The 19,450-nt window shown below is 60.2% G+C and carries 33 protein-coding genes; all 33 read left to right on the plus strand.

Annotated elements, in window-relative coordinates:
* Positions 1 to 99: 99 nt before the first annotated feature.
* Positions 100 to 480: a 30S ribosomal protein S12 gene (gene rpsL, locus B7P44_RS01570; RefSeq protein WP_006400662.1), complete on the plus strand. Its 381-nt coding sequence runs from the start codon at positions 100 to 102 to the stop codon at positions 478 to 480.
* A gap of 172 nt (positions 481 to 652) precedes the next feature.
* Positions 653 to 1,123, plus strand: a complete 471-nt coding sequence (rpsG, locus tag B7P44_RS01575) for a 30S ribosomal protein S7 (protein ID WP_006477195.1) — start codon at positions 653 to 655, stop codon at positions 1,121 to 1,123.
* Between the two features lie 123 nt (positions 1,124 to 1,246).
* Complete coding sequence (gene fusA, locus B7P44_RS01580) at positions 1,247 to 3,349, plus strand: elongation factor G (protein WP_084899898.1); 2,103 nt, start codon at positions 1,247 to 1,249, stop codon at positions 3,347 to 3,349.
* A gap of 39 nt (positions 3,350 to 3,388) precedes the next feature.
* On the plus strand, positions 3,389 to 4,579 hold the full coding sequence (gene tuf / locus B7P44_RS01585) for an elongation factor Tu (protein WP_017333531.1): 1,191 nt from the start codon (positions 3,389 to 3,391) through the stop codon (positions 4,577 to 4,579).
* Between the two features lie 142 nt (positions 4,580 to 4,721).
* Positions 4,722 to 5,033 (plus strand): 30S ribosomal protein S10, encoded by a 312-nt coding sequence (rpsJ, locus tag B7P44_RS01590; RefSeq protein WP_004199280.1) that lies wholly within the window; start codon positions 4,722 to 4,724, stop codon positions 5,031 to 5,033.
* Between the two features lie 177 nt (positions 5,034 to 5,210).
* On the plus strand, positions 5,211 to 5,861 hold the full coding sequence (rplC, locus tag B7P44_RS01595; protein ID WP_059759922.1) for a 50S ribosomal protein L3: 651 nt from the start codon (positions 5,211 to 5,213) through the stop codon (positions 5,859 to 5,861).
* Positions 5,861 to 6,481, plus strand: a complete 621-nt coding sequence (gene rplD / locus B7P44_RS01600; RefSeq protein WP_084899901.1) for a 50S ribosomal protein L4 — start codon at positions 5,861 to 5,863, stop codon at positions 6,479 to 6,481. The genes rplC and rplD overlap by 1 nt, the downstream gene beginning before the upstream one ends.
* Positions 6,478 to 6,792 carry a 50S ribosomal protein L23 gene (gene rplW, locus B7P44_RS01605; RefSeq protein WP_009687194.1) on the plus strand — a complete coding sequence of 105 codons (315 nt, stop codon included), beginning with the start codon at positions 6,478 to 6,480 and terminating at the stop codon, positions 6,790 to 6,792. Before rplD ends, rplW begins: the two co-directional genes overlap by 4 nt.
* 2 nt (positions 6,793 to 6,794) lie before the next feature.
* Entirely contained in the window at positions 6,795 to 7,622 is an 828-nt protein-coding gene (gene rplB, locus B7P44_RS01610; RefSeq protein ID WP_084899904.1) for a 50S ribosomal protein L2, read from the plus strand.
* A gap of 10 nt (positions 7,623 to 7,632) precedes the next feature.
* On the plus strand, positions 7,633 to 7,908 hold the full coding sequence (rpsS, locus tag B7P44_RS01615) for a 30S ribosomal protein S19 (protein WP_004199273.1): 276 nt from the start codon (positions 7,633 to 7,635) through the stop codon (positions 7,906 to 7,908).
* A 12-nt stretch (positions 7,909 to 7,920) separates the two neighbouring features.
* Positions 7,921 to 8,250: a 50S ribosomal protein L22 gene (gene rplV, locus B7P44_RS01620; protein WP_004199272.1), complete on the plus strand. Its 330-nt coding sequence runs from the start codon at positions 7,921 to 7,923 to the stop codon at positions 8,248 to 8,250.
* Between the two features lie 11 nt (positions 8,251 to 8,261).
* Positions 8,262 to 9,062: a 30S ribosomal protein S3 gene (gene rpsC / locus B7P44_RS01625; protein ID WP_084899906.1), complete on the plus strand. Its 801-nt coding sequence runs from the start codon at positions 8,262 to 8,264 to the stop codon at positions 9,060 to 9,062.
* Between the two features lie 2 nt (positions 9,063 to 9,064).
* Complete coding sequence (gene rplP, locus B7P44_RS01630; protein WP_006482873.1) at positions 9,065 to 9,481, plus strand: 50S ribosomal protein L16; 417 nt, start codon at positions 9,065 to 9,067, stop codon at positions 9,479 to 9,481.
* Between the two features lie 9 nt (positions 9,482 to 9,490).
* On the plus strand, positions 9,491 to 9,685 hold the full coding sequence (gene rpmC / locus B7P44_RS01635; RefSeq protein ID WP_006400652.1) for a 50S ribosomal protein L29: 195 nt from the start codon (positions 9,491 to 9,493) through the stop codon (positions 9,683 to 9,685).
* On the plus strand, positions 9,682 to 9,954 hold the full coding sequence (gene rpsQ / locus B7P44_RS01640) for a 30S ribosomal protein S17 (RefSeq protein ID WP_084899908.1): 273 nt from the start codon (positions 9,682 to 9,684) through the stop codon (positions 9,952 to 9,954). The genes rpmC and rpsQ overlap by 4 nt, the downstream gene beginning before the upstream one ends.
* Positions 9,955 to 10,265: 311 nt before the next feature.
* Positions 10,266 to 10,634 (plus strand): 50S ribosomal protein L14, encoded by a 369-nt coding sequence (gene rplN / locus B7P44_RS01645; RefSeq protein ID WP_004197951.1) that lies wholly within the window; start codon positions 10,266 to 10,268, stop codon positions 10,632 to 10,634.
* A gap of 9 nt (positions 10,635 to 10,643) precedes the next feature.
* Positions 10,644 to 10,952 carry a 50S ribosomal protein L24 gene (gene rplX, locus B7P44_RS01650; protein ID WP_006477187.1) on the plus strand — a complete coding sequence of 103 codons (309 nt, stop codon included), beginning with the start codon at positions 10,644 to 10,646 and terminating at the stop codon, positions 10,950 to 10,952.
* A 16-nt stretch (positions 10,953 to 10,968) separates the two neighbouring features.
* The gene (gene rplE, locus B7P44_RS01655; RefSeq protein WP_006482882.1) at positions 10,969 to 11,508 is read left to right on the plus strand and encodes a 50S ribosomal protein L5; all 540 of its coding nucleotides are present in this window, start codon (positions 10,969 to 10,971) and stop codon (positions 11,506 to 11,508) included.
* A 7-nt stretch (positions 11,509 to 11,515) separates the two neighbouring features.
* Entirely contained in the window at positions 11,516 to 11,821 is a 306-nt protein-coding gene (gene rpsN, locus B7P44_RS01660; protein WP_006400648.1) for a 30S ribosomal protein S14, read from the plus strand.
* A 14-nt stretch (positions 11,822 to 11,835) separates the two neighbouring features.
* Positions 11,836 to 12,231, plus strand: a complete 396-nt coding sequence (gene rpsH / locus B7P44_RS01665; RefSeq protein ID WP_034183605.1) for a 30S ribosomal protein S8 — start codon at positions 11,836 to 11,838, stop codon at positions 12,229 to 12,231.
* An 18-nt stretch (positions 12,232 to 12,249) separates the two neighbouring features.
* Positions 12,250 to 12,780, plus strand: a complete 531-nt coding sequence (rplF, locus tag B7P44_RS01670) for a 50S ribosomal protein L6 (RefSeq protein ID WP_084899911.1) — start codon at positions 12,250 to 12,252, stop codon at positions 12,778 to 12,780.
* A 12-nt stretch (positions 12,781 to 12,792) separates the two neighbouring features.
* Complete coding sequence (gene rplR, locus B7P44_RS01675) at positions 12,793 to 13,158, plus strand: 50S ribosomal protein L18 (RefSeq protein WP_006400645.1); 366 nt, start codon at positions 12,793 to 12,795, stop codon at positions 13,156 to 13,158.
* A gap of 14 nt (positions 13,159 to 13,172) precedes the next feature.
* The gene (rpsE, locus tag B7P44_RS01680; protein ID WP_006482895.1) at positions 13,173 to 13,691 is read left to right on the plus strand and encodes a 30S ribosomal protein S5; all 519 of its coding nucleotides are present in this window, start codon (positions 13,173 to 13,175) and stop codon (positions 13,689 to 13,691) included.
* Between the two features lie 15 nt (positions 13,692 to 13,706).
* Positions 13,707 to 13,889 (plus strand): 50S ribosomal protein L30, encoded by a 183-nt coding sequence (rpmD, locus tag B7P44_RS01685; protein WP_006400644.1) that lies wholly within the window; start codon positions 13,707 to 13,709, stop codon positions 13,887 to 13,889.
* Positions 13,890 to 13,917: 28 nt separating this feature from the next.
* Positions 13,918 to 14,352, plus strand: coding sequence for a 50S ribosomal protein L15 (gene rplO, locus B7P44_RS01690; protein ID WP_059759907.1), 435 nt, complete (start codon positions 13,918 to 13,920; stop codon positions 14,350 to 14,352).
* Between the two features lie 44 nt (positions 14,353 to 14,396).
* The gene (gene secY, locus B7P44_RS01695) at positions 14,397 to 15,746 is read left to right on the plus strand and encodes a preprotein translocase subunit SecY (RefSeq protein ID WP_026045042.1); all 1,350 of its coding nucleotides are present in this window, start codon (positions 14,397 to 14,399) and stop codon (positions 15,744 to 15,746) included.
* A gap of 9 nt (positions 15,747 to 15,755) precedes the next feature.
* Complete coding sequence (gene infA / locus B7P44_RS01700) at positions 15,756 to 15,974, plus strand: translation initiation factor IF-1 (RefSeq protein ID WP_004521905.1); 219 nt, start codon at positions 15,756 to 15,758, stop codon at positions 15,972 to 15,974.
* Positions 15,975 to 15,995: 21 nt separating this feature from the next.
* Positions 15,996 to 16,112 carry a 50S ribosomal protein L36 gene (gene rpmJ, locus B7P44_RS01705; protein WP_004199844.1) on the plus strand — a complete coding sequence of 39 codons (117 nt, stop codon included), beginning with the start codon at positions 15,996 to 15,998 and terminating at the stop codon, positions 16,110 to 16,112.
* A gap of 38 nt (positions 16,113 to 16,150) precedes the next feature.
* A complete protein-coding gene (rpsM, locus tag B7P44_RS01710; protein WP_034183606.1) occupies positions 16,151 to 16,516 on the plus strand; it encodes a 30S ribosomal protein S13 in 366 nt (121 codons plus the stop codon).
* A gap of 28 nt (positions 16,517 to 16,544) precedes the next feature.
* Entirely contained in the window at positions 16,545 to 16,946 is a 402-nt protein-coding gene (gene rpsK / locus B7P44_RS01715; protein ID WP_010092939.1) for a 30S ribosomal protein S11, read from the plus strand.
* Between the two features lie 141 nt (positions 16,947 to 17,087).
* A complete protein-coding gene (rpsD, locus tag B7P44_RS01720) occupies positions 17,088 to 17,711 on the plus strand; it encodes a 30S ribosomal protein S4 (RefSeq protein WP_084899913.1) in 624 nt (207 codons plus the stop codon).
* Positions 17,712 to 17,835: 124 nt separating this feature from the next.
* A complete protein-coding gene (locus tag B7P44_RS01725) occupies positions 17,836 to 18,813 on the plus strand; it encodes a DNA-directed RNA polymerase subunit alpha (protein ID WP_010092937.1) in 978 nt (325 codons plus the stop codon).
* Between the two features lie 136 nt (positions 18,814 to 18,949).
* Positions 18,950 to 19,345, plus strand: coding sequence for a 50S ribosomal protein L17 (gene rplQ / locus B7P44_RS01730; RefSeq protein ID WP_006400638.1), 396 nt, complete (start codon positions 18,950 to 18,952; stop codon positions 19,343 to 19,345).
* The last annotated feature ends 105 nt before the right edge of the window (positions 19,346 to 19,450 follow it).

Below are 19,450 nucleotides of genomic sequence, written 5' to 3' on the forward strand. Positions count from 1 at the left end.
AGTTCGTGCCCGTTTCCCGGTTCCGGAGGTCAATCGCGCCTCGATTCTCGCTTTGCCCGAAATCGATGTGCGGATTTTGTTCAATTTCAGGAATAAACAATGCCAACCATCAACCAACTGGTTCGCAAAGGCCGCCAGTCGGAAACGACTAAGAGCAAGAGCCCGGCCCTGCAGGACTGCCCCCAGCGTCGCGGCGTGTGCACGCGTGTGTACACGACGACGCCGAAGAAGCCGAACTCGGCACTCCGTAAGGTCGCCAAGGTTCGTCTGACGAACGGCTTCGAAGTGATTTCGTACATCGGCGGTGAAGGCCACAACCTGCAGGAACACTCGGTTGTGCTGATCCGCGGCGGCCGTGTGAAGGACTTGCCGGGTGTGCGTTACCACATGGTTCGCGGCTCGCTGGATACCCAGGGCGTCAAGGACCGTAAGCAAGCGCGCTCGAAGTACGGCGCGAAGCGTGCAAAGGCTGCCAAGTAAGCAGTTTTTGATCAGGGATCGCCGCAGGGCGGTCAAGGCGGGAGTGCCGGATTGCCGGTGCTGTCGAGTAAGTGGTCACCCGGCCAAGCTGGTTAGTCGTGAAGATGTGATCGGGTTTGTTGGTGGCCGCGGAGCTGGATGCAGCTCCAACTGAACAAGTAAAGGAAGAATCATGCCGCGTCGTCGCGAAGTTCCCAAGCGGGAAGTGTTGCCGGATCCGAAGTTCGGCAACGTTGATGTTGCCAAGTTCATGAACATGCTGATGCTGTCCGGCAAGAAGTCGGTCGCAGAGCGCATCGTTTATGGCGCATTCGAACAAATCCAGACCAAGGGTGGCAAGGACCCGCTGGAAGTGTTCACGGTTGCGCTCAACAACGTGAAGCCGGTGGTCGAAGTGAAGAGCCGTCGCGTTGGTGGTGCCAACTATCAGGTTCCGGTCGAAGTGCGTCCGTCGCGTCGTATGGCATTGGCGATGCGCTGGTTGCGTGAGGCTGCGAAGAAGCGCAGCGAGAAGTCGATGGCTCTGCGTCTTGCTGGCGAACTGTCCGAAGCGGCCGAAGGCCGTGGCGGCGCGATGAAGAAGCGCGATGAGGTTCACCGCATGGCGGAAGCCAACCGCGCATTCTCGCATTTCCGTTTCTAAGCGCCAGGCTGGGCTTTTAGCGGAAAAAAATTCCGGGCGGGTGCGCTTTTCGAGCGCCTCGCCCGTTTGTGTTGAGGCGCGATGCGACAGGGTCGCATCGCGTCAATCCAGTAGAGGATTAAAGTGGCTCGCAAGACTCCCATCGAGCGCTACCGCAACATCGGTATTAGCGCTCACATCGACGCCGGCAAGACGACGACGACCGAGCGCATTCTGTTTTACACCGGCGTGAACCACAAGATTGGTGAAGTTCACGACGGTGCAGCAACGATGGACTGGATGGAGCAGGAGCAGGAGCGTGGCATCACGATCACGTCCGCTGCTACCACGGCCTTCTGGAAGGGCATGGGCGGCAACTATCCGGAACACCGCATCAACATCATCGACACCCCGGGCCACGTCGACTTCACGATCGAAGTGGAACGCTCGATGCGCGTGCTCGACGGCGCGTGCATGGTGTACTGCGCAGTGGGCGGCGTGCAGCCGCAGTCGGAAACGGTGTGGCGCCAGGCGAACAAGTACAAGGTGCCGCGTCTCGCGTTCGTCAACAAGATGGACCGTACCGGCGCGAACTTCTTCAAGGTCTACGACCAGCTCCGTCTGCGCCTGAAGGCGAACCCGGTTCCGGTCGTGGTGCCGATCGGCGCGGAAGAAAACTTCAAGGGCGTCGTCGATCTCATCAAGATGAAGGCGATCGTTTGGGACGAGGCGTCCCAAGGCACGAAGTTCGACTACGTCGACATCCCGGCGGAACTCGTCGACACGTGCAACGAGTGGCGCGAGAAGATGGTCGAGTCGGCTGCTGAAGCGAGCGAAGACCTGATGGAAAAGTATCTCGGCGGCGAAGAGCTGTCGGAGGCTGAAATCATCAAGGCGCTGCGCGACCGTACGATCGCATGCGAAATCCAGCCGATGCTGTGCGGCACCGCGTTCAAGAACAAGGGCGTGCAGCGGATGCTCGACGCCGTGATCGACTTCCTGCCGTCGCCGGTCGACATTCCGCCGGTTACGGGCGAACTCGAAAACGGCGAGAAGACGGAGCGTCGTGCTGCCGACGACGAGAAGTTCGCGGCACTCGCGTTCAAGATCATGACCGACCCGTTCGTCGGCCAGCTGATCTTCTTCCGTGTGTACTCGGGCGTCGTCAACTCGGGCGATACGCTGCTCAATGCGACCAAGGACAAGAAGGAACGTCTCGGCCGTATTCTGCAGATGCATGCGAACCAGCGCGAAGAAATCAAGGAAGTGCGCGCAGGCGACATCGCTGCGGCAGTTGGCCTGAAGGAAGCGACGACGGGCGACACGCTGTGCGACCCGGCTCATCCGATCGTGCTCGAGCGCATGATTTTCCCGGAGCCGGTGATTTCGCAGGCAGTCGAGCCGAAGACGAAGGCCGACCAGGAAAAGATGGGCCTGGCGCTCAACCGTCTGGCTCAGGAAGATCCGTCGTTCCGCGTGCAGACCGACGAAGAATCGGGTCAAACGATCATTTCGGGTATGGGCGAACTGCACCTCGAAATTCTGGTTGACCGGATGAAGCGTGAGTTCGGTGTCGAAGCGACCGTCGGCAAGCCGCAGGTCGCGTACCGCGAAACCATTCGCAAGTCGGCTTCGGATGTCGAAGGCAAGTTCGTCAAGCAGTCGGGCGGTCGCGGCCAGTACGGCCACGCTGTCATTACGCTTGAGCGCAGCGAGCAAGGCAAGGGTTACGAGTTCGTCGACGCGATCAAGGGTGGCGTGATCCCGCGCGAATTCATTCCTTCGGTCGACAAGGGTATCCAGGAAACACTGAAGAGCGGCGTGATGGCCGGCTTCCCGGTGGTCGACGTCAAGGTCACGCTGACGTTCGGTTCGTACCACGACGTCGACTCGAACGAAAATGCGTTCCGCATGGCCGGTTCGATGGCGTTCAAGGAAGCAATGCGTCGCGCCGACCCGGTTCTGCTCGAGCCGATGATGGCTGTGGAAGTGGAAACGCCGGAAGACTACATGGGCAACGTGATGGGCGATCTGTCGGGCCGTCGCGGTATCGTCCAGGGCATGGACGACATGGTTGGCGGTGGCAAGATCGTGCGCGCTGAAGTTCCGCTGTCGGAAATGTTCGGCTATTCCACGTCGCTGCGCTCGCTGACGCAAGGTCGCGCAACGTACACGATGGAGTTCAAGCACTACGCTGAAGCTCCGAAGAACGTTGCTGACGCGATCATCAGCGCCAAGTCGAAGTAACTCGATATCACAACCGAATATTTTTGAAAGAAGAGAATCATGGCAAAAGGTAAATTCGAGCGGACCAAGCCGCACGTGAACGTTGGTACGATTGGTCACGTTGACCACGGCAAGACGACGCTGACGGCGGCGATCACGACCGTGCTGACGAAGAAGTTCGGCGGCGAAGCGAAGGCATACGACCAGATCGATGCGGCGCCGGAAGAAAAGGCACGTGGTATCACGATCAACACCGCGCACGTCGAGTACGAAACGGCAAACCGCCACTACGCACACGTCGACTGCCCGGGCCACGCTGACTACGTGAAGAACATGATCACGGGCGCGGCGCAGATGGACGGCGCGATCCTGGTGTGCTCGGCTGCAGACGGCCCGATGCCGCAAACGCGTGAGCACATCCTGCTGGCGCGTCAGGTTGGCGTTCCGTACATCATCGTGTTCCTGAACAAGTGCGACATGGTGGACGACGCTGAACTGCTCGAGCTGGTCGAGATGGAAGTTCGCGAACTCCTGTCGAAGTACGACTTCCCGGGCGACGACACGCCGATCGTGAAGGGTTCGGCCAAGCTGGCGCTGGAAGGCGACACGGGCGAGCTGGGCGAAGTGGCGATCATGAACCTGGCGGACGCACTGGACACGTACATCCCGACGCCGGAGCGTGCGGTTGACGGCGCGTTCCTGATGCCGGTGGAAGACGTGTTCTCGATCTCGGGTCGCGGTACGGTGGTGACGGGTCGTGTCGAGCGCGGCATCGTGAAGGTCGGCGAAGAAATCGAAATCGTCGGTATCAAGCCGACGGTGAAGACGACCTGCACGGGCGTGGAAATGTTCCGCAAGCTGCTGGACCAAGGTCAGGCAGGCGACAACGTCGGTATCCTGCTGCGCGGCACGAAGCGTGAAGACGTGGAGCGCGGCCAGGTTCTGGCGAAGCCGGGTTCGATCACGCCGCACACGCACTTCACGGCTGAAGTGTACGTGCTGAGCAAGGACGAAGGCGGCCGTCACACGCCGTTCTTCAACAACTACCGTCCGCAGTTCTACTTCCGTACGACGGACGTGACGGGCTCGATCGAGCTGCCGAAGGACAAGGAAATGGTGATGCCGGGCGACAACGTGTCGATCACGGTGAAGCTGATTGCGCCGATCGCGATGGAAGAAGGTCTGCGCTTCGCAATCCGCGAAGGCGGCCGTACCGTCGGCGCAGGCGTCGTCGCCAAGATCATCGAGTAATATCGGCGATCCGCCGGGTGGTGTATCATTCGGCGTTTGGTAGTGCCCGGGGCCGGGCGCCCGCTCTCCGCGGATGCCCGGCCTCACGTTCTTTTCGTGATCTGGCGATGCAATATCGCCTCGCTCTTTTCAAGGAATCGTCATGCAGCAACAGAAAATCCGCATTCGTCTGAAGGCTTTCGACTATCGTCTGATCGATCAATCGGCTGCCGAAATCGTCGACACGGCGAAGCGGACTGGCGCAATCGTCCGTGGCCCGGTGCCGCTGCCGACGCGCATCCAGCGTTTTGACATCCTGCGTTCGCCGCACGTCAACAAGACGTCGCGCGACCAGCTCGAAATCCGTACCCACCAGCGCCTGATGGACATCGTCGATCCGACCGACAAGACGGTCGACGCGCTGATGAAGCTCGACCTGCCGGCAGGCGTCGACGTGGAAATCAAGCTGCAGTAAGGCTTCCAGCGCTGCCCGGTCTGCCGGACGGCGCTAAGTCTTTGATTGCTTGCAGAAAACGAAGGGCTCGGCTATAATGCTTGGCTTTTCGCGTATTCGCGTAAAAAAGTCGGGCCTTGCGTGCCCGGCATTTTGTAAATCAGCCCCGACCAATCGCAGTCGGGAATGGAGAAAACGATGAGCCTTGGACTCGTAGGTCGCAAGGTTGGTATGACCCGTATCTTCACGGCTGAAGGGGATTCGATTCCCGTCACCGTGCTGGACGTGTCGGACAACCGCGTGACGCAGATCAAGACTGTTGAAACCGACGGCTACACGGCCGTGCAGGTTGCATTCGGCTCCCGTCGTGCATCGCGCGTGACGAAGCCGCTGGCAGGTCATCTTGCCAAAGCCGGTGTCGAAGCCGGTGAAATCCTCAAGGAATTCCGCATCGATGCGGCCAAGGCAGCTGAGCTGTCGAACGGCGCCATCGTTGGTCCGGACCTGTTCGAAGTGGGCCAGAAGGTCGACGTGCAAGGCGTGTCGATCGGTAAGGGCTACGCCGGTACGATCAAGCGTTACAACTTCTCCTCCGGCCGTGCCACGCACGGTAACTCGCGCTCGCACAATGTGCCGGGTTCGATCGGTATGGCGCAGGATCCGGGTCGCGTGTTCCCGGGTAAGCGCATGACGGGTCACATGGGTGACGTGACGGTAACGGTGCAGAACCTCGAAATCGCTCGCATCGACGCAGAGCGCAAGCTGCTGCTGGTCAAGGGCGCGATTCCGGGTGCGAAGGGCGGCAAGGTTTTCGTGACGCCGGCCGTGAAGACCAAGGGGGCGAAATAATGGAACTCAAGCTCCTGAACGCAAATGGTCAGGAAGGTGCAGTGGTTAACGCGTCGGACGTCGTGTTCGGCCGTGACTACAACGAAGCGCTGATCCACCAGGTTGTCGTCGCTTACCAGGCGAACGCTCGCCAGGGTAACCGCGCGCAGAAGGACCGCGAGCAGGTCAAGCACACGACCAAGAAGCCGTGGCGCCAGAAGGGTACGGGCCGTGCTCGTGCCGGTATGTCGTCGAGCCCGCTGTGGCGTGGCGGTGGTCGTATCTTCCCGAACTCGCCGGAAGAAAACTTCTCGCACAAGGTCAACAAGAAGATGCATCGCGCAGGTCTCTGCTCGATCTTCTCGCAGCTGGCCCGCGAAGGCCGTCTGTCGGTCGTCGAGGACATCGTTCTCGAAGCGCCGAAGACCAAGCTGCTGGCCGATAAGTTCAAGGCCATGGGTCTCGAATCCGTGTTGATCATCACCGACACGGTCGACGAAAACCTGTACCTGGCTTCGCGCAACCTGCCGCACGTGGCAATTGTCGAGCCGCGTTATGCCGACCCGCTGTCGCTGATCTACTTCAAGAAAGTGCTGGTCACGAAGGCTGCGGTCGCCCAGATCGAGGAGTTGCTGTCATGAGCGAGATTCGCAAGAACGATCATCGTTTGATGCAGGTCCTGCTCGCACCGGTGATTTCCGAAAAGGCGACGCTGGTTGCCGACAAGAACGAGCAAGTCGTGTTCGAAGTCGCACCGGATGCCACGAAGCAGGAAGTGAAGGCAGCTGTCGAGCTGCTGTTCAAGGTTGAAGTTGATTCCGTCAACGTGCTGGTTCAGAAGGGCAAGCAAAAGCGCTTCGGCCGTTCGATGGGCCGCCGCAAGGACGTGAAGAAGGCATACGTCTGCCTGAAGCCCGGCCAGGAAATCAACTTTGAAGCGGAGGCCAACTAACCATGGCAATCGTCAAAGTCAAACCGACATCGCCGGGTCGCCGCGCGATGGTCAAGGTGGTCAACAAGAACCTGCACAAGGGCAAGCCGTTCGCGGCGCTGCTCGACGCGCAGAGCTCGACCGCCGGCCGTAACAACAACGGCCACATCACCACGCGCCACAAGGGCGGTGGTCACAAGCAGCACTATCGTATCGTCGATTTCCGTCGCACGAAGGATGGCATTCCGGCGAAGGTCGAACGTCTCGAGTACGACCCGAACCGCAGCGCGAACATCGCGCTGGTGCTGTACGCAGACGGCGAGCGTCGCTACATCATCGCCCCGAAGGGCCTGACCGTCGGCCAGCAGCTGATGTCGGGTTCGGAAGCGCCGATCCGCGCAGGCAACACGCTGCCGATCCGCAACATTCCGGTCGGTACGACGATCCACTGCATCGAGATGCTGCCGGGCAAGGGCGCGCAAATGGCGCGTTCGGCTGGTACGTCGGCCATGCTGCTGGCGCGCGAAGGCGTCTACGCGCAGGTTCGCCTGCGTTCGGGCGAAATCCGCCGCGTGCACATCGAGTGCCGTGCAACGATCGGTGAAGTCGGCAACGAAGAGCATAGCCTGCGCCAGATCGGCAAGGCTGGCGCAAACCGCTGGCGCGGTATCCGCCCGACGGTGCGTGGCGTTGCGATGAACCCGGTTGATCACCCGCACGGTGGTGGTGAGGGCAAGACGGCTGCAGGTCGCGACCCGGTGAGCCCGTGGGGCACGCCGGCGAAGGGTTATCGCACCCGCAGCAACAAGCGCACGACGACGATGATCGTCCAGCGCCGTCACAAGCGTTAAGGAGTAGGCAATGGCACGTTCTGTTAAAAAAGGTCCGTTCTGCGACGCCCATTTGCTGAAGAAAGTTGAGGCGGCTGCAGCTTCGCGCGACAAGAAACCGATCAAGACCTGGTCGCGTCGCTCGACGATTCTGCCGGATTTCATCGGTCTGACGATCGCCGTTCACAACGGCCGTCAACACGTTCCGGTGTACATCTCGGAAAACATGGTCGGCCACAAGCTTGGCGAGTTCGCACTGACCCGGACGTTCAAGGGTCACGCGGCCGACAAGAAGGCCAAGAAATAAGGGGCTATCAAGATGGAAGTGAAAGCAATTCATCGCGGTGCCCGCATCTCGGCGCAGAAGACGCGCCTTGTGGCTGACCAGATCCGCGGTTTGCCGGTCGACAAGGCGCTGAACGTTCTGACGTTCTCGCCGAAGAAGGCGGCTGGCATCGTGAAGAAGGTTGTGCTGTCGGCAATCGCGAATGCGGAGCACAACGAAGGCGCCGATATCGACGAGCTCAAGATCAAGAGCATCTACGTCGACAAGGCGGCATCGCTCAAGCGTTTCACCGCGCGCGCTAAAGGCCGCGGTAACCGCATTGAGAAGCAATCCTGTCACATCACTGTGACGGTCGGGAATTAAGGAGCCATACGATGGGACAGAAAATTCATCCGACTGGCTTCCGCCTGGCTGTCAGCCGCAATTGGGCGTCGCGCTGGTACGCGAACAACAACAATTTCGCGGCGATGTTGAAGGAAGACATCGGTGTTCGTGAATACCTGAAGAAGAAGCTGAAGAACGCTTCGGTCGGCCGCGTCGTCATCGAGCGTCCGGCAAAGAACGCGCGCATCACGATTTTCAGCTCGCGTCCGGGTGTCGTCATCGGCAAGAAGGGCGAGGATATCGAACAGCTGAAGACGGAACTGCAACGCCGCATGGGCGTGCCGGTTCACGTCAACATCGAAGAGATCCGCAAGCCGGAAACCGATGCGCAGCTGATCGCTGACTCGATCACGCAACAGCTCGAGCGCCGGATCATGTTCCGTCGCGCGATGAAGCGTGCGATGCAGAACGCGATGCGTCTGGGTGCCCAGGGCATCAAGATCATGAGCGCGGGCCGTCTGAACGGTATCGAAATCGCACGTACGGAGTGGTACCGCGAAGGTCGCGTGCCGCTTCACACGCTGCGTGCCGACATCGACTACGCGACTTCGGAAGCGAAGACGACCTACGGGATCATCGGTGTCAAGGTGTGGGTGTACAAGGGCGATACCCTTGGCCGCAACGACGCACCGGTGGTGGAAGAAGTTGCCGAAGACAAGCGTCCGCGTCGCAATGCGCGTCCGGGCGACCGTCGTCCGCGCCGTGACGGCGAAGGCGGCGCTCCGGGTGCTCGTCGTGGCGCACCGCGCCGTGGCGCCGGCAAGCCGGAAGACGGCAAGACTGGAGAATAACGATGCTGCAACCGAAACGCAGGAAGTATCGCAAAGAGCAGAAGGGTCGTAACACCGGCAAGGCGACGCGCGGCAACGCGGTGTCGTTCGGTGAGTTCGGCCTGAAGGCGATCGGTCGCGGCCGTTTGACCGCGCGTCAAATTGAAGCGGCGCGTCGTGCCATGACGCGTCACATCAAGCGTGGCGGCCGCATCTGGATTCGCATTTTCCCGGACAAGCCGATTTCGCAGAAGCCGGCCGAAGTACGTATGGGTAACGGTAAGGGTAACCCGGAGTACTACGTCGCCGAGATTCAACCGGGCAAGATGCTGTATGAAATGGACGGCGTAACCGAAGAACTGGCACGCGAAGCGTTCCGTCTGGCTGCAGCGAAGCTGCCGCTGAAGACGGCGTTCATCGTGCGTCAGCTCGGCGCCTAAGGAGAAAACATGAAGGCTTCCGAACTTCTCCAGAAAGACCAGGCCGCGCTCAACAAGGAGCTGGCGGACCTGCTGAAGGCGCAATTCGGCCTGCGCATGCAACTCGCGACCCAGCAGCTCACGAACACGAGCCAGCTGAAGAAGGTTCGTCGCGACATCGCACGTGTGCGGACCGTCATGACTCAGAAGGCGAACCAGAAATGAACGATAGCGTGAAAACCTCGCTGAAGCGGACGCTGGTCGGTCGGGTCGTCAGCAACAAGATGGACAAGACCGTCACCGTGCTGATCGAGCACCGCGTCAAGCACCCGATCTACGGCAAGTATGTCGTGCGCTCGAAGAAGTACCACGCGCACGATGAAGCGAACACCTGCAACGAAGGTGATCTCGTCGAAATCCAGGAAACCCGTCCTGTTTCGAAGACGAAGGCCTGGACGGTGTCGCGCCTCGTCGAAGCCGCCCGCATCATCTAAGCGGGTCGAGCAGTAGGGCAGTAACAGGCACTTCTCCACGAAGTGCTTGAAATCGCAAAGTTTTTGCTTGCGTGGCCGGGATTGTTTGTTATAATCCCGGTCTTCCCTCTTTATGGGAGCCCCGTCGCGGGCGAAGTTGGTGGGGGAAGCGGACGGGCGCCAGCCTGCTCCGAAAGATTCACCGAATTGCGATGGCGGGTTTCGTTTGCCGTCGCTGCTGTTCCAACCCAAGCAGCCGATTGGCTGACGGGACCAAGACTGACCGAATGCATCATGGTGGTGCATCCGGATTAAGTTGGGAAAGACAAACCATGATCCAGACCGAATCTCGGCTCGAAGTAGCCGACAACACGGGTGCACGTGAAGTCATGTGCATCAAGGTGCTCGGCGGCTCGAAGCGTCGTTATGCCAGCATTGGCGACATCATCAAGGTGAGCGTCAAAGAGGCAACGCCGCGCGGGCGCGTGAAGAAAGGCGAAATCTACAACGCCGTGGTGGTCCGCACCGCCAAGGGTGTTCGCCGTCAAGACGGCTCGCTGATCAAGTTCGACGGCAACGCCGCTGTGCTTTTGAATAACAAGCTCGAGCCGATCGGCACCCGCATCTTCGGGCCGGTGACGCGTGAGCTGCGTAGCGAACGATTCATGAAGATCGTTTCGCTGGCGCCGGAAGTGCTGTAAGGAGTCGCGATGAACAAGATTCGCAAAGGTGACGAAGTCATCGTCGTCACTGGCAAGGACAAGGGCAAGCGCGGCGTCGTGCTGGCTGTCGGTGCTGAGCATGTGACGGTTGAAGGTATCAACCTCGTCAAGAAGCATGTGAAGCCGAACCCGATGAAGGGTACGACGGGCGGCGTGGAAGCGAAGACGATGCCCCTGCATATTTCGAACGTCGCACTGGTCGACGCGAATGGCAAGGCGTCGCGTGTTGGCATCAAGGTCGAGGAAGGCAAGAAGGTTCGCTTCCTGAAGACGACCGGTGCCGTACTGAGCGCCTGACGCAGCGGAGTAAAAAATGGCTCGTTTTCAAGAGTTTTACAAAGAAAAGGTTGTGCCCGGCCTGATCGAGAAGTTCGGTTACAAGTCGGTCATGGAAGTGCCGCGCATCACCAAGATCACGCTGAACATGGGTCTTGGCGAAGCGATCGCTGACAAGAAGATCATCGAGAACGCCGTTGGCGACCTCACGAAGATCGCTGGTCAGAAGCCGGTCGTGACGAAGGCGCGCAAGGCAATCGCAGGCTTCAAGATCCGCCAGGGCTACCCGATCGGCGCGATGGTGACGCTGCGCGGCCGCGCGATGTACGAATTCCTCGACCGTTTCGTGACCGTTGCCCTGCCCCGCGTGCGTGACTTCCGCGGTGTGTCGGGTCGTGCTTTCGATGGCCGCGGCAACTACAACATCGGTGTGAAAGAGCAGATCATTTTCCCCGAAATCGATTACGACAAGATCGACGCGCTGCGTGGGCTGAACATCAGCATCACGACGACCGCGAAGACCGACGACGAAGCAAAGGCTCTGCTCGCCAGCTTCAAGTTCCCGTTCAGAAACTGAGGTTACCGTGGCTAAACTGGCACTGATCGAACGTGAAAAGAAGCGCGCCCGCCTGGTCGCGAAGTTCGCAGCAAAGCGCGAAGCGCTGAAGGCGATCATCGAAGACCAAAGCAAGTCGGAAGAAGAGCGCTACGAAGCACGCCTGGAACTGCAGCAACTGCCCCGCAACGCAAACCCGACCCGCCAGCGCAACCGCTGTGCGATTACGGGCCGTCCGCGTGGCACGTTCCGCAAATTCGGCCTCGCGCGCAACAAGATTCGTGAAATCGCATTCCGTGGCGAGATTCCTGGCCTGACCAAGGCGAGCTGGTAATAGGAGAAACATAAATGAGCATGAGTGATCCTATCGCCGATATGCTGACTCGCATCCGCAACGCGCAGATGGTCGAGAAGGTATCGGTCGCGATGCCCTCGTCGAAGGTCAAGGTTGCAATCGCGCAAGTCCTGAAGGACGAAGGTTATATCGACGATTTCGCGGTGAAGGCTGAAGGCGCGAAGGCAGAACTGAACATCGCGCTGAAGTACTACGCTGGCCGTCCGGTCATCGAACGCCTCGAGCGCGTGTCGAAGCCGGGCCTGCGCGTGTACCGCGGCCGTAACGACATTCCGCAGGTCATGAATGGCCTCGGTGTGGCAATCGTGTCGACGCCGAAGGGCGTGATGACCGACCGCAAGGCGCGCGCTACGGGCGTCGGCGGCGAAGTCATCTGCTACGTCGCTTAACCGAAAGGAGAGAGGAACATGTCTCGAGTAGGTAAGAGCCCGATCGCGCTGCAAGGCGCGGAAGTCAAGCTGGCTGACGGTGCAATCACCGTCAAGGGCCCGCTGGGCACCATCACGCAAGCGGTCAACCCGCTCGTGAACGTGGCGAACAACGACGGCACGCTGAACCTGTCGCCGGCGGACGAAAGCCGCGAAGCAAATGCACTGTCGGGCACGATGCGCGCGCTGATCGCGAACATGGTGCACGGCGTGACCAAGGGTTTCGAGCGCAAGCTGACGCTGGTTGGCGTCGGTTATCGTGCGCAAGCGCAAGGCGACAAGCTGAACCTGTCGCTGGGTTTCTCGCACCCGGTGGTGCACCAGATGCCGGAAGGCGTCAAGGCTGAAACCCCGACGCAAACCGAAATCGTGATCAAGGGGATCAACAAGCAACAAGTCGGTCAAGTAGCTGCGGAAGTCCGCGGTTACCGTCCGCCGGAGCCGTACAAGGGCAAGGGCGTGCGCTATTCCGACGAGGTTGTGATCCTCAAAGAAACGAAGAAGAAGTAAGGGTGCGCAATCATGGATAAGACTCAATCTCGCCTGCGCCGCGCTCGCCAGACGCGTATCAAGATCGCTGAGCTGCAGGTCGCGCGTCTCGCCGTGCATCGCACGAACACGCACATCTACGCTCAAGTGTTCTCGCCCTGCGGCACCAAGGTGCTGGCCAGCGCGTCGACCCTCGAAGCGGAAGTGCGCGCCGAGCTCGCCGACAAGTCAGGCAAGGGCGGCAACGTTGCTGCCGCAACGCTGATCGGCAAGCGTATTGCTGAGAAGGCTAAGGCCGCCGGCATCGAATCCGTCGCCTTCGACCGCTCGGGCTTCCGCTACCACGGCCGCGTGAAGGCGCTGGCCGAGGCAGCTCGCGAAGCTGGGCTCAAGTTCTAAGGAAGGAATTCGTCATGGCAAAGATGCAAGCGAAAGTTCAGGCTGACGAGCGCGACGACGGCCTTCGTGAAAAGATGATTTCGGTCAACCGCGTGACCAAGGTCGTGAAGGGTGGCCGTATTCTCGGCTTCGCCGCACTGACCGTGGTTGGCGACGGCGATGGCCGCATCGGTATGGGCAAGGGCAAGGCGAAGGAAGTGCCGGTTGCCGTCCAGAAGGCAATGGAACAAGCTCGCCGCAACATGTTCAAGGTGCCGCTCAAGAACGGTACGCTGCAACACGAAGTGCACGGCAAGCACGGCGCATCGGCAGTCCTCCTCGCTCCGGCGAAGGCAGGTACCGGTGTGATCGCCGGCGGCCCGATGCGCGCAGTGTTCGACGTGATGGGCGTTCAGAACGTCGTGGCGAAGAGCCACGGTTCGACGAACCCGTACAACCTCGTTCGTGCGACGCTGGACGGTCTGCGCAAGCAGTCGACCCCGGCAGACATCGCGGCGAAGCGCGGCAAGTCCGTCGAAGAAATTTTGGGCTAAGCCCGGGTGGTCACCATGTCTGAAAAAACTGTCAAGGTTCAGCTCGTGAAGAGCCTGATCGGGACCCGCGAATCGCACCGCGCGACCGTGCGTGGCCTGGGCCTGCGCCGACTCAACTCGGTTAGCGAGCTGCAGGATACGCCGGCGGTCCGCGGCATGATCAACAAGGTCTCGTACCTGGTTAAGGTCATCGCGTAAGCGGCCGACTACGGATCAAGGAGTTGATATGGAATTGAATAACCTGAAGCCGGCAGCTGGCGCCAAGCACGCCAAGCGTCGCGTCGGCCGTGGCATCGGTTCGGGCCTCGGCAAGACGGCTGGCCGTGGTCACAAGGGTCAGAAATCGCGTTCGGGCGGCTTCCACAAGGTCGGCTTCGAAGGCGGTCAGATGCCGCTGCAACGTCGTCTGCCGAAGCGCGGCTTCACGTCGCTGACGAAGGAATTCGTTGGTGAAGTGCGCCTGGGCGACCTCGAGAAGCTGCCGGTCGACGAAGTCGATCTGCTCGCACTGAAGCAAGCCGGCCTGGTCGGCGAGCTGACGAAGAGCGCAAAGATCATCGCCACCGGTGAACTGAAGCGCAAGATCGTCGTGAAGGGTCTCGGCGCCACCAAGGGTGCGCGCGCTGCGATCGAAGCGGCTGGCGGTTCGTTTGCCGAGTGACACGCCTAGCGCGTCGTCTCTAGCATTTGCATCGGAGAAAGTACTTGGCTAACAGCCCGAGTCTTGCAAAACCCGGTCGAAGCACGGCGAAATTCGGCGATCTGCGCCGGCGAGCGATGTTCCTGCTCCTGGCGTTGATCGTCTATCGCATCGGCGCGCACATTCCCGTGCCGGGCATCGATCCGGATCAACTGGCTAAGCTGTTCCAGAGCCAGGCGGGCGGCATCCTGGGCATGTTCAACATGTTCTCGGGTGGCGCGCTTTCCCGCTTCACGATCTTCGCGCTGGGGATCATGCCGTACATCTCGGCGTCGATCATCATGCAGCTGTTGGCGATCGTCTCGCCGCAGCTCGAAGCGCTGAAGAAGGAAGGGCAGGCAGGGCAACGGAAGATCACGCAGTACACGCGGTATTTCACCGTGGTGCTCGCGACCTTCCAGGCGTTCGGTATCGCGGCCGCGCTGGAAAACCAGCCGGGCCTCGTCACCGACCCCGGCATGCTGTTCCGTCTGACGACGGTCGTGACGCTGGTAACCGGCACGATGTTCCTGATGTGGCTGGGTGAGCAGATCACCGAGCGAGGTCTGGGCAACGGTATCTCGATCATCATCTTCGGCGGGATCGCAGCAGGGTTCCCGAATGCCGTCGGTGGGTTGTTCGAGCTGGTTCGCACGGGTTCGATGAGCATCATTTCGGCGATCATCATCGTCGTTCTGATCGCCGCGGTGACTTACCTGGTCGTGTTCATCGAACGTGGTCAGCGCAAGATCCTCGTGAACTACGCGAAGCGCCAGGTCGGCAACAAGATCTACGGCGGGCAGTCGTCCCACCTGCCGCTGAAGCTGAACATGTCGGGCGTGATTCCGCCGATCTTCGCATCGTCGATCATCCTGTTCCCGGCAACGATCCTCGGCTGGTTCAGCACGGGTCAGCCGTCGGGAAGCTGGTTCTCCAACACGCTGCATAACGTGGCGGAGGCGCTGAAGCCGGGCCAGCCGGTCTATGTGCTGCTGTACACGCTGGCGATCGTGTTTTTCTGCTTCTTCTACACCGCGCTGGTGTTCAACAGCAGGGAAACCGCGGACAACCTGAAGAAGAGCGGCGCGTTCGTGCCGGGCATCCGTCCGGGCGAGCAGACTGCGCGATACATCGACCGCATCCTCACGCGTTTGACGCTGGCCGGTGCGATCTACATCGTCTTCGTGTGTCTGTTGCCGGAATTTCTGGTGCTGCGCTGGAACGTGCCGTTTTATTTTGGTGGAACGTCGCTGCTGATCATTGTCGTCGTCACGATGGACTTCATGGCGCAGGTGCAGTCGTACGTTATGTCGCAACAGTATGAGTCGCTGCTCAAGAAGGCAAACTTCAAGGGCGGCAACATCCCAATGCGGTAAAAAGGACCTATGGCCAAGGACGATGTAATCCAGATGCAGGGTGAGGTGATCGAAAACCTCCCGAATGCGACCTTCCGCGTGAAGCTGGAAAACGGCCATGTCGTATTGGGGCATATCTCCGGAAAGATGCGGATGCACTACATCCGCATCCTGCCGGGCGACAAGGTGACGGTTGAATTGACGCCTTACGATCTGTCGCGTGCGCGGATCGTGTTCCGGGCGAAGTGATTTGGAAAAAAGGGTAATATCATGAAAGTGATGGCATCGGTTAAGCGCATTTGCCGCAATTGCAAGATCATTAAGCGCAAAGGCGTCGTTCGCGTGATCTGCAGCTCGGATCCGCGCCACAAGCAGCGCCAAGGCTGACCGCGCGTTTGTTTGCGCTTTTTGTTTGAGGAAAAACAATGGCTCGTATCGCAGGGGTTAACATCCCGAATCACCAGCATACCGAGATCGGCCTGACGGCAATCTTCGGTGTCGGCCGCACTCGCTCGCGCAGCATCTGCGTGGCAGCTGGCGTGGAATTCTCGAAGAAGGTCAAGGACCTGACCGACGCAGACCTCGAAAAGCTGCGTGAAGAAGTGGGCAAGTTTGTCGTCGAAGGCGATCTGCGCCGTGAAGTGACGATGAACATCAAGCGCCTGATGGACCTCGGCTGCTACCGTGGCGTTCGTCATCGCAAGGGCCTGCCGATGCGCGGTCAGCGTACGCGTACGAACGCGCGCACTCGCAAGGGTCCGCGTCGTGCAGCGCAAGCGCTGAAGAAGTAAGCGGAACTGACAGTTACAGGAAAACGTAATGGCTAAGGCTTCGAACACCGCGGCGCAACGCGTTCGCAAGAAGGTCAAGAAGAACGTCGCTGAAGGCGTGGTTCACGTTCACGCGTCGTTCAACAACACGATCATCACGATCACCGATCGCCAGGGCAATGCACTGGCATGGGCGACGTCGGGCGGCCAGGGCTTCAAGGGCTCGCGCAAGTCGACGCCGTTCGCTGCTCAGGTTGCTGCTGAGTCGGCCGGTCGCGTGGCGATGGAATACGGCGTGAAGAATCTGGAAGTGCGGATCAAGGGCCCGGGCCCGGGTCGTGAGTCGGCAGTGCGCGCACTGCACGGCCTCGGCATCAAAATCACCGCGATTTCGGACGTCACTCCGGTTCCGCACAACGGCTGCCGTCCGCCGAAGCGTCGCCGCATCTAACGATGTGCTGGCGCAATGCCTGTCGCCGCTTAGCGTCGACGGGCTGTGCTTTTTTTGATTGACTAAGCCCACCGTTCGCCCCAAAGGGCGCGAACTAGCGCGGATCTCGGTCCGCGTGACTGATTGATAAAGGAATGCAAAGTGGCACGTTATATCGGCCCTAAGGCCAAGCTGTCCCGCCGTGAAGGCACCGACCTGTTCCTGAAGAGCGCGCGTCGCTCGCTCGCCGACAAGTGCAAGCTCGACAGCAAGCCGGGCCAGCACGGCCGTACCTCGGGCGCACGTACGTCCGACTACGGCACGCAGCTGCGTGAGAAGCAAAAGGTCAAGCGCATCTACGGCGTGCTCGAGCGTCAGTTCCGCCGCTACTTCGCTGAAGCCGACCGCCGCAAGGGCAACACGGGTGAAAACCTGCTGCAACTGCTCGAGTCGCGCCTCGACAACGTCGTGTACCGCATGGGCTTCGGCTCGACCCGCGCTGAAGCGCGTCAGCTCGTGAGCCACAAGTCGATCACCGTGAACGGCGTCGTCGCGAACGTCCCGTCGCAGCAAGTGAAGGCTGGCGATGTGGTCGCGATCCGCGAAAAGGCGAAGAAGCAGGCGCGTATCGTCGAAGCGCTGTCGCTGGCTGAGCAAGGCGGCATGGCGAGCTGGGTTTCGGTCGATGCGAAGAAGTTCGAAGGTACGTTCAAGCAAATGCCGGAACGCGCCGACATCGCAGGCGACATCAACGAAAGCCTGATCGTCGAATTGTATTCGCGTTAATCCGATTGACGGCCGAGGTATCCCGATTGCGTCACGCAAGGAGGAGCCTCGGCTGTTTATTTTCTGGTTGTTACCGGTCAGCCTTATCGGTGTAACGAGCCGAGGGTATTGAAAAGGAAAGCCCATGCAAACCAGTTTGCTGAAACCCAAGATCATCGCCGTGGAATCGCTGGGCGAGAACCACGCGAAGGTGGTCATGGAGCCGTTCGAACGCGGCTATGGCCACACCTTGGGCAACGCGCTTCGCCGCGTGCTGCTGTCGTCGATGGTCGGCTACGCGCCGACCGAAGTGACGATCGCGGGCGTGGTGCACGAGTATTCGACGCTTGATGGTGTGCAAGAGGACGTCGTCAACCTGCTGCTGAACCTGAAGGGCGTGGTGTTCAAGCTGCACAACCGCGACGAAGTCACGGTGACGCTGCGCAAGGAAGGCGAAGGCGTCGTCACGGCAGCCGATATCGAGCTGGCGCACGATTGCGAAGTCATCAACCCGAATCACGTGATCGCGCATCTGTCGAAGGGCGGCAAGCTCGACGTGCAGATCAAGATCGAGAAGGGCCGTGGCTATGTGCCGGGCAACGTGCGTCGCTATGGCGAAGACACGGCCAAGATCATCGGCCGCATCGTCCTCGACGCCTCGTTCTCGCCGGTTCGCCGCGTGAGCTACGCAGTCGAAAGCGCACGTGTCGAGCAGCGTACCGACCTCGACAAGCTCGTGATGAACATCGAGACGAGCGGCGTGATCACCCCGGAAGAGGCGATCCGTCAATCGGCGCGCATCCTGGTCGACCAGCTGTCCGTGTTCGCGGCGCTGGAAGGCACGGAGACGGCAGCGGAAGCACCGTCGCGCGCACCGCAGATCGACCCGATCCTGCTGCGTCCGGTGGACGATCTCGAGCTGACGGTTCGTTCCGCGAACTGCCTGAAGGCCGAGAACATCTACTACATCGGCGACCTGATCCAGCGCACGGAAAACGAGCTGCTGAAGACGCCGAACCTCGGTCGCAAGTCGCTCAACGAGATCAAGGAAGTGCTCGCTTCGCGCGGTCTCACGCTGGGCATGAAGCTCGAGAACTGGCCGCCGGCTGGTCTCGACAAGTAAGCCCGGTTGTTGCTGTAACTGGCCAAGATGCGGATTTTCCTTTAAAATCCGCATCTTGCTTTTTTCGTTACCGGCCCGTGCACCCCTGCGGTGCGATAGAAGAGCTGGATCAAAACTTTGAATCAAGGAAACTGAAATGCGCCATCGTCATGGTCTGCGGAAACTGAACCGCACGAGCAGCCACCGTCTGGCTATGCTCCGCAACATGTCCAACTCGCTGATCGAGCACGAAGTCATCAAGACGACGCTGCCGAAGGCGAAGGAACTCCGTAAAGTCGTCGAGCCGCTGATCACGCTCGGCAAGAAGCCGTCGCTCGCGAACCGTCGCCTGGCGTTTAACCGCCTGCGCGATCGTGATTCGGTGGCGAAGCTGTTCGACGTGCTCGGTCCGCGTTTCGCGAACCGTCCGGGCGGCTACCTGCGCATCCTGAAGTTCGGCTTCCGCGTCGGCGACAACGCACCGATGGCACTGGTCGAACTGCTGGATCGTCCGGAAGTCGACGAAACGGAAAACGTGCAAGAAGCTGAATAAGCTTTTCGGCACGTCGCAGTAACAAAAAAGGGTCAAGCAATTGCTTGGCCCTTTTTGCTTGGCGGACCGGAATGCGGTCGATTGTCGCAGTCGGCCGCCGGCACC

The organism is Burkholderia ubonensis subsp. mesacidophila (assembly GCF_002097715.1).
GTDB lineage: Bacteria > Pseudomonadota > Gammaproteobacteria > Burkholderiales > Burkholderiaceae > Burkholderia > Burkholderia mesacidophila.

Excerpts from the sequence above, each read along its gene's own strand:
- infA (WP_004521905.1), top strand. The coding sequence starts at position 15,756 with ATGGCCAAGGACGATGTAATCCAGATGCAGGGTGAGGTGATCGAAAAC.
- rplQ (WP_006400638.1), top strand. The coding sequence starts at position 18,950 with ATGCGCCATCGTCATGGTCTGCGGAAACTGAACCGCACGAGCAGCCAC.
- rplX (WP_006477187.1), top strand. The coding sequence starts at position 10,644 with ATGAACAAGATTCGCAAAGGTGACGAAGTCATCGTCGTCACTGGCAAG.
- rplR (WP_006400645.1), top strand. The coding sequence starts at position 12,793 with ATGGATAAGACTCAATCTCGCCTGCGCCGCGCTCGCCAGACGCGTATC.
- tuf (WP_017333531.1), top strand. The coding sequence starts at position 3,389 with ATGGCAAAAGGTAAATTCGAGCGGACCAAGCCGCACGTGAACGTTGGT.
- rpmJ (WP_004199844.1), top strand. The coding sequence starts at position 15,996 with ATGAAAGTGATGGCATCGGTTAAGCGCATTTGCCGCAATTGCAAGATC.
- rpmC (WP_006400652.1), top strand. The coding sequence starts at position 9,491 with ATGAAGGCTTCCGAACTTCTCCAGAAAGACCAGGCCGCGCTCAACAAG.
- rplD (WP_084899901.1), top strand. The coding sequence starts at position 5,861 with ATGGAACTCAAGCTCCTGAACGCAAATGGTCAGGAAGGTGCAGTGGTT.
- rplO (WP_059759907.1), top strand. The coding sequence starts at position 13,918 with ATGGAATTGAATAACCTGAAGCCGGCAGCTGGCGCCAAGCACGCCAAG.
- rpsJ (WP_004199280.1), top strand. The coding sequence starts at position 4,722 with ATGCAGCAACAGAAAATCCGCATTCGTCTGAAGGCTTTCGACTATCGT.
- rpsL (WP_006400662.1), top strand. The coding sequence starts at position 100 with ATGCCAACCATCAACCAACTGGTTCGCAAAGGCCGCCAGTCGGAAACG.
- rpsG (WP_006477195.1), top strand. The coding sequence starts at position 653 with ATGCCGCGTCGTCGCGAAGTTCCCAAGCGGGAAGTGTTGCCGGATCCG.
- rplE (WP_006482882.1), top strand. The coding sequence starts at position 10,969 with ATGGCTCGTTTTCAAGAGTTTTACAAAGAAAAGGTTGTGCCCGGCCTG.
- rpsS (WP_004199273.1), top strand. The coding sequence starts at position 7,633 with ATGGCACGTTCTGTTAAAAAAGGTCCGTTCTGCGACGCCCATTTGCTG.
- rpsM (WP_034183606.1), top strand. The coding sequence starts at position 16,151 with ATGGCTCGTATCGCAGGGGTTAACATCCCGAATCACCAGCATACCGAG.
- rpsE (WP_006482895.1), top strand. The coding sequence starts at position 13,173 with ATGGCAAAGATGCAAGCGAAAGTTCAGGCTGACGAGCGCGACGACGGC.
- rpsK (WP_010092939.1), top strand. The coding sequence starts at position 16,545 with ATGGCTAAGGCTTCGAACACCGCGGCGCAACGCGTTCGCAAGAAGGTC.
- B7P44_RS01725 (WP_010092937.1), top strand. The coding sequence starts at position 17,836 with ATGCAAACCAGTTTGCTGAAACCCAAGATCATCGCCGTGGAATCGCTG.
- rplW (WP_009687194.1), top strand. The coding sequence starts at position 6,478 with ATGAGCGAGATTCGCAAGAACGATCATCGTTTGATGCAGGTCCTGCTC.
- rplF (WP_084899911.1), top strand. The coding sequence starts at position 12,250 with ATGTCTCGAGTAGGTAAGAGCCCGATCGCGCTGCAAGGCGCGGAAGTC.
- rplN (WP_004197951.1), top strand. The coding sequence starts at position 10,266 with ATGATCCAGACCGAATCTCGGCTCGAAGTAGCCGACAACACGGGTGCA.
- rplC (WP_059759922.1), top strand. The coding sequence starts at position 5,211 with ATGAGCCTTGGACTCGTAGGTCGCAAGGTTGGTATGACCCGTATCTTC.
- rpsC (WP_084899906.1), top strand. The coding sequence starts at position 8,262 with ATGGGACAGAAAATTCATCCGACTGGCTTCCGCCTGGCTGTCAGCCGC.
- rplV (WP_004199272.1), top strand. The coding sequence starts at position 7,921 with ATGGAAGTGAAAGCAATTCATCGCGGTGCCCGCATCTCGGCGCAGAAG.
- rplB (WP_084899904.1), top strand. The coding sequence starts at position 6,795 with ATGGCAATCGTCAAAGTCAAACCGACATCGCCGGGTCGCCGCGCGATG.
- rpsH (WP_034183605.1), top strand. The coding sequence starts at position 11,836 with ATGAGCATGAGTGATCCTATCGCCGATATGCTGACTCGCATCCGCAAC.
- rpsQ (WP_084899908.1), top strand. The coding sequence starts at position 9,682 with ATGAACGATAGCGTGAAAACCTCGCTGAAGCGGACGCTGGTCGGTCGG.
- rpmD (WP_006400644.1), top strand. The coding sequence starts at position 13,707 with ATGTCTGAAAAAACTGTCAAGGTTCAGCTCGTGAAGAGCCTGATCGGG.
- rplP (WP_006482873.1), top strand. The coding sequence starts at position 9,065 with ATGCTGCAACCGAAACGCAGGAAGTATCGCAAAGAGCAGAAGGGTCGT.